This window comes from Saccharicrinis fermentans DSM 9555 = JCM 21142, from assembly GCF_000517085.1.
Lineage (GTDB): Bacteria > Bacteroidota > Bacteroidia > Bacteroidales > Marinilabiliaceae > Saccharicrinis > Saccharicrinis fermentans.
In genome coordinates this window covers 5,226,365-5,239,167 of sequence record NZ_KI912107.1, presented here as the reverse complement: position 1 = coordinate 5,239,167, position 12,803 = coordinate 5,226,365, and the positions used below count along the sequence as shown (strand labels likewise).

The following is a 12,803-nucleotide window of genomic DNA, read 5'->3' as shown; positions in this document are numbered from 1 at the left end:
TTGTAGCGTATTTTTACGTACTTAAATTCTAAACCAAAGTGATAGTTCCTAATTTATGAACAAATATATTTGAATTATCATAAAAAGTCAGCTATTAATGAAAATTCATGTAGTTGAAGACGACCGGGTCTTTAATAAATTAATTGAACACTCCTTATCTCTGAATCCGGATTTTGAGATAGGTACTTTTTTTGATGGGGAATCATTTTTCAAACACCTGCCTGACAACCCCGATATTGTCACACTTGACTTGGGACTACCGGACTACACGGGAGATGAGATTCTAAAAAAAATAAAAAAATACAATCCTGATATTGAAGTAATTATCATCTCAGGCCAGGATAGCATAACCACAGCGGTCAACCTATTGAGAGAAGGGGCCTACGACTACATCACCAAGGACGAAAACATAAAAGATCGTCTACTCAACAGTGTCAACAATATCCGCAGTAAGAAAAAGCTTCTTGAAGAAATTTCTCACCTAAAAAGTGAGATAGCCCATAAATATAATTTTGGCAATGCCATTATTGGCGACAGTCCGGCCATGAAAGAAGTATTTGCTTTGCTTTCAAAAGCAGTAAAAGTACCCAATATCAATGTATCCATATACGGCGACACGGGAACAGGCAAGGAACTCATTGCTAAAACAATCCACTACAACTCCATACGAAAAGCAAAACCCTTTATTGCGGTTAACATGGGTGCCATTCCCAGCGACTTAATTGAGAGCGAACTCTTTGGGCATGAAAAGGGAGCCTTTACAGGAGCCATTCTCACCAAAAAAGGAAAATTTGAAGAAGCAGAAGGCGGCACCATTTTTTTAGATGAGATAGGTGAAATGGACATCAATCTACAGGTAAAGCTACTACGGGTATTACAAGAAAGAGAGATTACACGTGTAGGAGGCAACGAAGTAATTAAGGTAAACACACGCATTATTACTGCTACCAATAAAGATTTAATGGAAGAGGTTAAGCTGGGGAATTTCAGAGAAGACCTATATTATCGCCTATTGGGCTTACCTATTCATCTTCCACCCTTAAAAGACAGGCAAAATGACATTATCACCCTAAGCCAATTTTTCTTAAATAGTTTTTGCGAAGACAATAACCTGGAGCCTATGGCTTTTACCTCTAGAGCCAAAAAGAAACTACTGGGCTACGCTTTCCCTGGAAACGTACGTGAACTAAAGGCCATTATTGAATTAAGTGCAGTTATGGCTGGCAGTCAGCAAATAGACGAAGAAAATATTCTTTTAAATTCCAACAACACAGAATTGGATATTTTGTCAGAAGAAATGACACTAAAAGAATATACCGAAAGAATCATCAGACATTACCTTCGTCAATATAACAACAACGTACTTAAGGTTGCCAAGAAACTAGACATTGGCAAGTCTACCATCTATAATATGATAAAACGAGAAAAAGAGAGCGACTTAAAATAGCCTCTTTTTTGGAATCGAGCATGTTATTTTCTTGTGTTATAATTTAAGATGTGTTCCATCACACATGGGTTTTGTGTGGGATCTCTTGCATCCACACAAGAAATGGACACCCGACTTTTCAGGAATAAACTCCATGGGGGTAAATTCACTTCCCTGATGAGAACTGTCGCAGAATGGTTGCTTTCCACTCTTACCACAAGCACACCAGTATACAGCTACGCCTTCTTTCAGATCTACTTCGTAGGGACCTTTTTGAGCAATTTTAGCTTCCATGAGATATATGTTATGTAATAAATATTTTGAACATACAAGTTACAATAAGTTTATCAAAAATGAAAAGCAATACAAAAAAAGAGGGCATAATAAAAGCCAACAATAAATGTTGGCTTTATATGATAAACGCTATTTATTTCAGGTTCTATTCAAGAATAGCCAATACCTCCTTCACTTCAGGAACAGCTTTTTTCACCACTTGTTCCACGCCGTTTTTCATCGTCTGATAACTCATTGGGCAGCCCACACAAGCCCCCAACAATTTCACTTTCACCACTAGATCATCCGACACCTCTAACAAAGAAATATCTCCTCCATCCGCCTTCAAATAAGGTCTAATCTCCTCCAGTGCTTCTTCAATAACTTTAAAGTGCTTGTTTTTTTCCATGACTTAGCGCGTTTTAATTTCAACAATCTTAGTAGGCGGCAGGTCGTTATTTCTCTTCTCTATTGCATCCACAACTTTTTGAGCAACCTGAGCAAAAGCAACACCGGTAGCAGTTTCTTCGTTTAGTACAGCAGGCTCCCCTTGGTCGCCACCTTCACGAATACTCTGAACAATAGGAATCTGTCCCAACAGGGGCACTTCCAGTTCATCTGCCAAACGCTTACCTCCATCTTTACCAAAAATGAAATATTTATGATCAGGCAATTCCGCAGGTGTAAACCAAGCCATATTCTCCACCAAACCAAGAATTGGGACATTAATATTTTTACTTTTGAACATACTCACTCCTTTTACAGCATCAGCCAGGGCTACATCTTGGGGTGTAGTCACAATGACAGCTCCGCTGATGGAGAGCGTTTGAACCATAGTAAGATGTATATCGCTTGTTCCAGGAGGTAAATCGATCAATAAATAATCCAGCGCACCCCAATTCCCTTCTGTAATCAACTGTTTAATGGCATTGGTAGCCATCGCTCCTCTCCAGATAGTAGCATCCTTAGGGTTTACGAAATATCCAATTGAAAGCATCTTCACTCCATACTTCTCAACAGGGATAATACGATCTCTACCATCTATTTTATCCAACAAAGGACGGGCGTCTTCCGTTTTAAACATTTTAGGAATAGATGGACCAAAGATATCTGCATCCAACAAACCCACCGTATAACCGGCCTTAGCCAATGCCACTGCCAGGTTAGATGTTACGGTAGACTTACCTACTCCACCCTTACCGGAAGCTACTGCAATAATATTTTTTACATCGGCCAGCAATTTTACTGGTTCGGCCTTGGGCTTCGGTTTAATCTTAATATAGATATTACCCCGAATTTCAGCATCCTCACCAACATAGGTCTCAATGGCCTGAACACAAGCCTTCTTCAACGAAGGAATCATTGGGTCATTGGCTCTATCAAAGAGCAAACTGAAACTAATTTTTTTGCCATCAATCTTTATATCGTCTTCTACCATTTCTAACGAAACAATATCTTTTCCCTTTCCGGGATGACGAACATGCTTAAGCGCATCTAGTACGAGCTGAGGATAAAAACTCATTTTAAAAATATTTTAGTATATCATTGAATAAGGAAAAATACCTTTGGCAGACTATAATGCATTGTTTATAGTGTCTGTATTATCCTTATTTAATTTGATTAAGAATAAGTACAAATATACACACATACTTTTAATATGCGCATATGCCCATAAGAAAATTACATTTCCTTATCCAGTTCAACAGGATCCCAGAAATGACCCTTAAAATCCACCACTTGATCGTTAACGACCACCATTCCTTCATTCTCAAGTAATTCCTGCATCAAGGTATCACTCCCGAAGGCTGCTTTTCCCGAGAGCTGTCCATTTCTATTTAACACCCTATGAGCCGGTATATAGCCTTCTGAGTGCCTTAAATTACTGAGTGCCCATCCTACCATCCTACTGGATCGTGCAGTGCCCAAATATCTGGCGATGGCTCCGTAAGAGGTAACCTTACCCCAGGGAATTCGCTCTACGACTTCATAAACCCGTTGAAAAAAGTCGTCTTGCATTTTTATTTTTTTTGCACTTTGGTTTCTTCCGGCATCTTTGCCCCCCTATTATAACTACGGTATTCGTCGAACTCAATATCAATTTCCGGCTCCACCAATTTCATCTTTTGTGGGATGGAAAATTTAATATATTTGATAGGAATACCTTGTTCGTAAAACTGAGATTCGTAATATGTTTTAATGGACAAGACTTTATCAACCACATCACTATGGTACAAATCGGCCGTATTAATTTGAGCGGGCAAATCATTTTCCGTTACCACTGCATTGGTATATGTATACAAAAAGTTACTATCCGTTTTTAAGTGCAGTGTCCCATTGGGTTTTAATATTTCACGATATAAATTCAGAAAGCGGGTTGATGTCAGGCGCTTTCTTGTCTTCTTCATCTGCGGATCAGGAAAGGTAATCCAAATTTCATCCACTTCACCTTCAGCAAAAAAAGAAGTAATTAATTCTATCTTTGCACGAATAAAGGCCACATTATTCATTTCTTTTTGGAGGGCTTGTGTTGCTCCTGTATAAATTCTGGCACCTTTAATATCCATGCCAATAAAATTTTTCTCGGGGTATAATTCTCCCAACCCAACAGTATATTCTCCCTTTCCACAACCTAATTCCAAAACCAATGGATGATCATTACCAAAGAACGCTTGCTTCCATTTACCTTTCATATGAAAGTCTTCTCTGTTAGGCTCGTCAAATGAAGCCTGAAAAACATGACGATAAGTCTCCAATTTGGCAAACTTATATAACTTATTCTTACCCACTATTTTATAGTCTACTATTTAAAAAAAATCCATACCTGCCACAATCTATCATATAAAAAGTAGCAAGCACTGGACCATTTTTTTTTTAATTTACTTCAATAATTTTAATACCCACACCCGTAATACCTGTTAGCATAGTATCTCTCATTCCCTGGACTACATAATACTTATATGTACCCTTTTCGGGGAATCGAATATTCAATTTATACGGATGCACACTTTTATATACCTCACTTCCCAGGCTACGTTTCCCGTACCAATCGCCAGCCTTATCGGCCAACAAACAGTCTAGGGTATCACGTTGCACATGCCCTCCGGGAGATACGGCATCCACAAAAAACCAAATATTATTATAGCTATATGCATCAGTATTTTCCACCTCCAGGAGCAAGTGACAGCTTTCCTGAAGTTTGGTCACCTCGCTTTGAAAAACCGCCACAGTATCCTTATGCCATCCTGTCCCTGGCACCTCTGCCACACCTTCGTAAACCACAGTAGGGCCACAGGAGACAAACACAAGGCTCAGACACAAAACACAAGCACTTAAAATTTTATTTTTTAGCATTACCTCCTGAATTATTTCTATTTGTAGGTTTCCTTCTTCTTTTCTTACGATTCCGGTTTCCTCCTTGTTTCTTAGGGTCATCAAAACGCGATATACTCTCTTCCCCCACTACATTTTGGTAATCCAGGGTAATCGCTTCCTGTTTGGCAACAACTTTTTCGTCGACCAAAGCACTTGCTTTTTTGCCTTTTCTATTTAACCTTATTACTTCTTTAACTTTATCAACAGATATTTCAACCAGATTAGCAGGTATATGTCTATCGGTAGAATAGGTCATCATTCTTCTGAAAATATCTGTTTTAAAATGATAATACGTATTATCCTGTGTTTCAAGAGGGATATTGGTTTTCGGAAAATCCTTTTGTGCATCAATATAAGCATCCAGCTCAAAATTCAGGCAGCACTTCAACTTACCACATTGTCCTGCCAACTTTTGTGGATTCAGAGATATTTCCTGATAGCGAGCAGCATTCGTAGTAACAGAAACAAAATTGGTAATCCATGACGAACAGCACAACTCACGACCACAAGGTCCAATACCTCCAATACGTCCCGCTTCCTGTCTCGCACCAATTTGGCGCATCTCAATTCTCACCTTAAACCTATCTGCCAACACTTTAATCAGCTGACGAAAGTCAACTCTCTCATCTGCGATATAATAAAAGATAGCCTTCGTTTTATCACCCTGATATTCCACATCACCAATCTTCATATTCAGATTGAGATTCAGGGATATTCGTCGGCTTTCGATCATGGTTTCGTGTTCCAGCTTTTTGGCCTCTTCCCATTTTTCAAAGTCAATAGGTTTGGCATGTCGATACACCCTTTTAAAATCGTAGTCTTTAATATTCAAACGATTTTTTTTCATCTGCATCACCGCAATTTCGCCGGTACAAGAGACGGTGCCAATATCGTGCCCCGGAGAGGCCTCTACAGCCACCACATCACCCTTGCCCAATCGTAGACCATTGGTGTTTTTAAAATAACTTTTTCGCGTATTCTTAAACTGAATTTCCACTATATCTGACACATTGCAACTTTCAGGTATATCGGCCAACCAATCAAACACTTCTAGTTTGCCGCACCTGTCAGTACAACTACTGCACTTTGACTGTACTTCTTCCATTATCTACTTTTTATAAGGCCTAAACCTTGGATATATATTAAATTATCCGGGACTTATCATTACCTTTAACAATAAGACCTCGGACATACTTTGCTCAAAAAACAGCTAACACCCACTAATTTCCTTCTTTAATGGATATTATTAATCGCAATCCCAAATCGAACAGAACAATTTTACTATTTCCATTTTGTCCTATATGCGAATCGGCCAAGGCAAAATCTTCGGCTATGGTCATTGCATTTTTATCATTAATGAACGGCGAAAACTTTTGCGACCACTCCATTTGTTGTGGCGTGAGATAAACAATGTCAGACTGTTTAAAGTTCATGATATAATTTTCACGTATCATATTGATACTGTAATTTAAAAAATTACGCTGCATCTCCCTGGGGTGTCGACTCATTTCTTCCACCCATTTTAGTAGGTCACCAACCTTACGGGCATAGCTATGGCGCATCATCTGAATAAAACGATCGAAAAAAAACTCATTTTCTTCGCTTCTTTTCACTTGTTCTTCGCCAAAAATTAAGTTTCCGTTTGCTACCTTGGCTGCCCCTTCGGCTTCTTCAGGTGCTATCTGATATCTTTCTATTAGGTGGTTCTTAATTTCCTCAGGAGTAAAGGCTGGTATCTTCAACTGCTGAGTACGCGACAAGATAGTGGATATCATTTCATCGGGCTTATTGGAGACCAAGATAAATATAGTATTTTTCGATGGTTCTTCCAGGACTTTCAATAATTTATTGGCCGTTGATTCATTCATCTTTTCAGGCATCCAGACAATCATGACCTTACGCTTCCCTTCAAATGTCTTTAAACTCAACTTCCTAATGATTTCTGAACTCTCCGAAGTAAAAATGGCACCTTGTTTATTATCTCCCTCTTTTCGGATTTGCCGCAACCAGGTGGTCAAACTAAAATAAGGTGTTTGGGTCACCAACTTACGCCATTCCGAGATAAATGTATCACTAACCGGGTTGCTGGCTGCATTACTTTTAATCACCGGAAAAACAAAATGCAAATCAGGATGTACCAACTTGGCATATTTCTTACACGAAGAACACTCCCCACACGAGTCTTTCTCACCAGGATTTAAACAATTAAGATATTGAGCAAAGGCAATGGCCAAAGCCAGCTTTCCATTTCCTTCAGGTCCAGTAAAAAGCAATGCATGACTAACATGGTTTTCTTTCACCATACGTACCAACCTGGATTTTATATCTTCCTGACCTACAACTTGTTTAAACAACATGAATATCCTCCGTTAATTTTGCAATCTGCCAAAGATAACAATTTCAGTAAAAGAATAGAAGTTAAGCCACAAAGAACTATGCATACCTCCTTCATATTTTTAAGGGATGAAACAAGCAGTACTATTACTACAAAAACGCAATGATTTTTATGCTTTTTCAAGTACATTTGTAATCTTAATAAAACAACAATGGGAACTTTTCTTTTCGATAAAATAATATTTGGCCCGGTACAGAGCCGTCGCTTAGGTGTATCGCTTGGTGTGAATCTACTACCTGTAAACAAAAAGATTTGTACATTTAACTGTATCTACTGCGAATGTGGGTTCAACGGAGACAACAATACATCAACCTCCACTCGCATGCCTTCTCGGATGGAAGTGAGAGTAGAACTCGAGACTGTTCTTAAACAGATGCAAGCAGAAAACAATGCGCCCAATGTAATCACCTTTGCCGGCAACGGAGAACCAACTGTACACAAAGACTTTGAACATATTATTGATGATACAATTGCCTTACGCAATACCTATTTCCCGGATGCTAAAATTGCCGTATTATCCAATGCTACACGAATACAAAAAGACAGCGTTTTCAAGGCTTTACTTAAAGTTGACGACAATATACTCAAGCTCGATTCTGGTCTGGAAACAACCATTCAATTATTGGATCAACCCAATCCGGACTTTTCGCTAAAAAAACTAACCGAAGGTCTTATGGCATTTAAAGGACAAGCCATTATTCAAACGATGTTTGTCAGAGGTGTATACCAGGGTAAAAAGATAGACAACACCATCGATGCCGATATAAAATCATGGCTCGAACTAATACAAAAAGTATCACCCAAAAGCGTTATGATATATACCATAGAAAGAGATACAGCAGCAAATGGCTTGGTGAAGGTACCATTGGATGAACTCAAAAACATAGCCCAACAAACAGAGGATTTAGGAATATCAACCCAAGTCTCTGGATAAATTGAGCGTCCAAACAACATACTTGGTTTGCCCCTTAAACTGGGGCTTGGGTCATGCCAGTAGAATGATTCCTCTTGTACACAAATTATTACAAGAAGGAAATCAAGTACTGCTGGGTGGTGATGGCCAGGCCCTCCAACTTATCTCCGCAGAATTTCCTCAACTCAAAACAATTCACATTCCTGATATAGAGGTTCACTTCTCCCCAAACAAAATAAGCTTAAATTTACTGAACCTTGGCATCCGAATGTTGCTAACATCCTGCAAGGAACACCGCATTTTAAAAAAAGTAATCGACACTAACACAATAGACGTTATTATTTCTGATAACAGATACGGTTTATGGAGCACCCATATTAAATCCATATTAGTAACGCACCAACCAATGATAAAGCTTCCAAAGCCATTTGGTTTTGCAGAGTTTGTGGTTCATCTACTCCTACAACGATTCATCCGTCGTTTCAACGAATGCTGGATACCTGATTATGCCGACAAAAACAAGTCGTTAAGTGGCGATTTAAGTCATAAGTATAAACTGGCATCCAACGCCAGGTTCATTGGTCCGTTGAGTAGGTTCAACTATATTCGCGCGCAAGCCACCCAACACGTTTACGATATTGTGGTTGTTCTTTCTGGCCCTGAGCCCATGCGAACACAACTAGAAGAAGAACTCAGAAAAGTACTTCTCAGAAGTAAGTATAGCACAATGATCGTACAAGGTAAGCCCCATGAAAAAGTCATTTTAAAAAAGCATAAAAATGTACACTCCATCGCACATCTGTCGGCACCACAATTAAAATACGCAATACTTAAATCAGCTCTATGCATTTGCAGATCAGGATACAGCTCTATCATGGACATCACAAGTCTTCGTGTAAAAGCCGTTCTAATTCCCACCCCTGGTCAAACAGAGCAGCTATATTTATCCCAACATTTAAAACATCAATTTTGCATACTCTCCCAACAAGATATCAGTGCACACCTACTAAGCATCATTGCCCAAAGAATATCCCCCAATAAATAACTAATATTTTTTAACATTAGTTGTAACTTTTCAATGGTTTGTTTCGTTTCAGATGGTGGTTGTCAATAACAAATAACTATTGACCATATAACCAGTACAAAGAAACCAAATAGGATCCGTAAGGATAGCTAATTCAATACTAAAGAAATGATTTATATAATTATCACATTGGTAATCGTAATAACTGCCACCATTATATTGACCCATAAATCAATCATGCGGTTAATTGCAGAGAAGAAAGCGCTACCTATCATCGAAAATATTCTATTTTCGGGAAGTGAACAAAACAAAAAGAGAATTATCAGTGAAATCCACAAATTAAGTAATAATAGACTTAGCGATGAGCTGGCAATGGATTACTTTTACAAAATTAAAGGATTACAGGTGGTTAACATCAATCGCCCCCTTAATTTTTGGGTAAAAATGTATTTAACCACACCTACAAAAATTAAATTGAACTACTTTGAACAAGTAAAGTTCTATGAAACATTTTTAAATTACCCTGCATTGCATAATAATATGGACAACAAAGCTAAAGTAAACCAAATAGAAAAGAGTATTAAAGCCCAGCTCATTGGCAAATTCATACCACAGAAGCTTGCATAACAACAAATGACAACATACACTGCCTATTCAACACTTTCAAAAACACCGTAGCTCTTGCTACAATCAGATATGAGAGCCGATCATTGCCAAGAGCATACAAAAATGCACTGACTTTTCTGCTCTCCGCTTTCAATTTTCGTGAATTGCCCCTATATTGTTTACCCAAAATCAGGTTAAACGTGAAACAATTTTTCAGCCACACACCACCATCACAAAAGCTTTTGTTATTGATCATCATAACACTACTCAGCTGGTTTATTATTTCGCTGGCAGGCACCCTGTTAGCTTTTCCTATTTGGGGAACAGAAGCCCTTACCGACACGGGACAACTTTTAAACAATGTAGCTTTCTTAAAATACTTTCAAGTATTACAAAGTATTGCTTTGTTTATTGCGCCCCCCATCATCTTTGAGTATATAACAAGTGGGCAAATCACACTTCGGCACTTTCGAGAAATCAACATTAACTCCACACTAGCCATCGTAGCCATTCTGCTTGTTATAGTGGCACAACCATTCATCAGTTTTTTGGGCGTATTTAACAACGGAATTGTTTTACCTGAATCATGGCTACATATTGAAGAGTGGATGAAAGACAAGGAGAATGCAGCCATGCAAGCCACTGAAATTTTTCTTTCAGCCAAGGGTTGGTCCCAGACAATTATAAATGCTATTATCATTGCTGTGATACCCGCCATTGGAGAAGAACTCATGTTCAGAGGCTCCCTACAACACCTTTTTAACAAAATTCTAAAGAACAAACACTTTTCTGTAATCCTAAGCGCTCTGTTATTTAGTGCTATTCATATTCAATTTTTCGGTTTCCTCCCCCGCTTTATTCTCGGTGTACTTTTTGGATACTTGATGGTATATGGAAGGAACATATGGCTACCAATCCTGGCTCATTTTACCAATAACTTTATGGCCTTTATTTTATACCAACACTATGCAAGCAACAGCACAACCAACGATAATCCTTTAATTGTAGGAAACGAATATCCCCAGATGATTTGGGTAGTATTAAGCATCATGGGAATCATCACATTGCTATACCTATGCCTTTGGTTTACAAAGAACAGAAAAGGTCGAAATCATGCTTCCAGCACCTCACAAGGAAGTTGATTTTTCATCCTTACGAAACATATAAACCACTCCATAATGAGCACACTTACTGCGTCGTTGATCGCCGGGCAAGTCCTTATAACACTCTTCTACCCCATTCCATATTTTTACAATTAAGTGATCGATTCTGTCACGCATATCAACCACCTTCTCATGCATCTTTTGAGTAGTCTGAAGTAAGTTTTTATGATTGTTGAAATACTCCACAAACTTTTCAAACTTAACTTTTACCAGTGCAATAGATGGATTATATATCCGGGTACCTCCGGTCATCATCCTACGCTCTTCACCTTCTACCACCTTTTTTCCCCAATGAAGCAGGAGTTGCTCAGTACTTAGATCAGGTACTGATTTATCGTCCACATCCAGACCAAACATTTTCCTCACTTCCGGCTTTAGTTCCTTTCTGATGATACAGAAATTAAGCACCTGAATAAAATGAGAAACATAAATCCTGGCCTCCTTAAATTGATCGGCCAATAGTTTACCATATTTTGCCTGGCGCTCCTTGCTAAAATTATACTGAGAAACAATCTGTTCAAACTGGGGAAGTACGCCTTGTATATCCAGGTATAGCTGTTGCGAATAGGCCAAATCATAGGGATAATTTTGCCTACCTTTCTCTAAAGCAGCTTTTAATGCACGTAACCGAGCCTGGTCGGTATTGGGAAGTCGTCTGTAGGGCATCAATAATATTTTTGTAGTGAAGCATTCGCACCGAATTTATAAAAAAATACAAGTAACTACAAACCATACCCTAATAGAATTCGCCAATCACTATGTTTTTTTTACCTACGGCTCTTAAAATGAACATGACCTACAGTTGCCACAAAAAAATAACGGCCACCCTGTTAACAGAATAGCCGTTATTACTAATATTATATATGCTTAGTCTTGCAATTTAGCAGCCAAGAATTCTCGATTTAAGCGTGCAATATTTGAAATTGAGATTCCTTTAGGACATTCTACCTCACAAGCTCCGGTATTGGTACAATTACCAAAGCCCAATTCATCCATCTTGCTCACCATTGCTTTAGCTCTGCGAGCAGCTTCCACTCTACCTTGTGGTAACAAGGCCAGGTGGCTTACTTTGGCAGAAACAAACAGCATAGCGGATCCATTTTTACAAGTAGCTACACAAGCACCACAACCAATACAAGAAGCGGCATCCATTGCTTCATCAGCGTCATCTTTAGGAATAGGAATCGCATTGGCATCAGGTACACCTCCAGTACTGATAGAAGTATAACCTCCGGCAGCAATAATCTCATCAAAAGCAGAACGATTTACAATCAAATCCTTTATCACAGGAAAACCGGCCGAACGCCATGGTTCAATGGTAATAGTCTCACCATCTTTGAACTTACGCATGTGCAACTGACAAGTAGTAACATCGTCATCCGGTCCATGAGGGCGTCCATTGATGTATAATGAACACATACCACAAATACCTTCACGACAATCGTGATCAAATGCTACAGGTTCTTTTCCTTCTCCGATCAATTGTTCATTCAAAATGTCCATCATTTCAAGGAATGAACTATCGGTAGATACTGCCTCCAGTTTGTATGTTTCAAAACGACCCTTATCTTGTGCATCGTTCTGACGCCAAACTTTTAGAGTCAAACTTATATTATTATCCATTTTTCTCT

General features: G+C 38.7%; 15 protein-coding genes. 5 read left to right on the top strand and 10 right to left on the bottom strand.

All coding sequences use genetic code 11. The annotated features are described in order from the left end of the window. Window positions 1-97: 97 nt before the first annotated feature. Window positions 98-1,447, top strand: coding sequence for a sigma-54-dependent transcriptional regulator (locus CYTFE_RS0121555; RefSeq protein ID WP_044212479.1), 1,350 nt, complete (start codon window positions 98-100; stop codon window positions 1,445-1,447). A 36-nt stretch (window positions 1,448-1,483) separates the two neighbouring features. Here the strand turns inward: CYTFE_RS0121555 and CYTFE_RS0121550 are convergent, their stop codons facing one another. From CYTFE_RS0121550 to CYTFE_RS0121510, 8 genes are all read right to left on the bottom strand, one after another. Continuing rightward, window positions 1,484-1,720: a CDGSH iron-sulfur domain-containing protein gene (locus tag CYTFE_RS0121550; protein WP_044212476.1), complete on the bottom strand. Its 237-nt coding sequence runs from the start codon at window positions 1,718-1,720 to the stop codon at window positions 1,484-1,486. Window positions 1,721-1,865: 145 nt separating this feature from the next. Then, window positions 1,866-2,108: a NifU family protein gene (locus CYTFE_RS0121540; RefSeq protein WP_027473514.1), complete on the bottom strand. Its 243-nt coding sequence runs from the start codon at window positions 2,106-2,108 to the stop codon at window positions 1,866-1,868. 3 nt (window positions 2,109-2,111) lie between these two features. Next, complete coding sequence (locus CYTFE_RS0121535) at window positions 2,112-3,221, bottom strand: Mrp/NBP35 family ATP-binding protein (protein WP_027473513.1); 1,110 nt, start codon at window positions 3,219-3,221, stop codon at window positions 2,112-2,114. Between the two features lie 158 nt (window positions 3,222-3,379). Then, window positions 3,380-3,715, bottom strand: a complete 336-nt coding sequence (locus tag CYTFE_RS0121530; RefSeq protein WP_200871282.1) for an MGMT family protein — start codon at window positions 3,713-3,715, stop codon at window positions 3,380-3,382. Between the two features lie 2 nt (window positions 3,716-3,717). Next, window positions 3,718-4,485: a tRNA (guanosine(46)-N7)-methyltransferase TrmB gene (gene trmB / locus CYTFE_RS27615; RefSeq protein ID WP_044212473.1), complete on the bottom strand. Its 768-nt coding sequence runs from the start codon at window positions 4,483-4,485 to the stop codon at window positions 3,718-3,720. A gap of 85 nt (window positions 4,486-4,570) precedes the next feature. Continuing rightward, the gene (locus CYTFE_RS27610) at window positions 4,571-5,050 is read right to left on the bottom strand and encodes a gliding motility lipoprotein GldH (RefSeq protein ID WP_052343353.1); all 480 of its coding nucleotides are present in this window, start codon (window positions 5,048-5,050) and stop codon (window positions 4,571-4,573) included. After that, window positions 5,037-6,176, bottom strand: coding sequence for a PSP1 domain-containing protein (locus CYTFE_RS0121515; RefSeq protein WP_027473511.1), 1,140 nt, complete (start codon window positions 6,174-6,176; stop codon window positions 5,037-5,039). The genes CYTFE_RS27610 and CYTFE_RS0121515 overlap by 14 nt, the downstream gene beginning before the upstream one ends. 115 nt (window positions 6,177-6,291) lie before the next feature. Further along, entirely contained in the window at window positions 6,292-7,428 is a 1,137-nt protein-coding gene (locus tag CYTFE_RS0121510) for a DNA polymerase III subunit (protein WP_027473510.1), read from the bottom strand. A gap of 189 nt (window positions 7,429-7,617) precedes the next feature. Here CYTFE_RS0121510 and CYTFE_RS0121505 point away from each other — a divergent pair, with 189 nt between their 5' ends. From CYTFE_RS0121505 to CYTFE_RS27605, 4 genes are all read left to right on the top strand, one after another. Then, window positions 7,618-8,400 carry a radical SAM protein gene (locus tag CYTFE_RS0121505; protein ID WP_027473509.1) on the top strand — a complete coding sequence of 261 codons (783 nt, stop codon included), beginning with the start codon at window positions 7,618-7,620 and terminating at the stop codon, window positions 8,398-8,400. Between the two features lies 1 nt (window position 8,401). Next, complete coding sequence (locus CYTFE_RS0121500) at window positions 8,402-9,424, top strand: glycosyltransferase (RefSeq protein ID WP_152541714.1); 1,023 nt, start codon at window positions 8,402-8,404, stop codon at window positions 9,422-9,424. A 147-nt stretch (window positions 9,425-9,571) separates the two neighbouring features. Continuing rightward, window positions 9,572-10,030 carry a hypothetical protein gene (locus CYTFE_RS0121495; protein WP_027473507.1) on the top strand — a complete coding sequence of 153 codons (459 nt, stop codon included), beginning with the start codon at window positions 9,572-9,574 and terminating at the stop codon, window positions 10,028-10,030. 179 nt (window positions 10,031-10,209) lie between these two features. Further along, window positions 10,210-11,151 (top strand): CPBP family intramembrane glutamic endopeptidase, encoded by a 942-nt coding sequence (locus CYTFE_RS27605; protein ID WP_152541713.1) that lies wholly within the window; start codon window positions 10,210-10,212, stop codon window positions 11,149-11,151. Here the strand turns inward: CYTFE_RS27605 and CYTFE_RS0121480 are convergent. Both CYTFE_RS0121480 and CYTFE_RS0121475 read right to left on the bottom strand, forming a co-directional pair. Beyond that, window positions 11,137-11,838, bottom strand: a complete 702-nt coding sequence (locus tag CYTFE_RS0121480; protein ID WP_027473505.1) for a hypothetical protein — start codon at window positions 11,836-11,838, stop codon at window positions 11,137-11,139. The genes CYTFE_RS27605 and CYTFE_RS0121480 overlap by 15 nt on opposite strands. Window positions 11,839-12,039: 201 nt before the next feature. Next, window positions 12,040-12,795, bottom strand: coding sequence for a succinate dehydrogenase/fumarate reductase iron-sulfur subunit (locus CYTFE_RS0121475; RefSeq protein WP_027473504.1), 756 nt, complete (start codon window positions 12,793-12,795; stop codon window positions 12,040-12,042). Window positions 12,796-12,803: the final 8 nt, after the last annotated feature.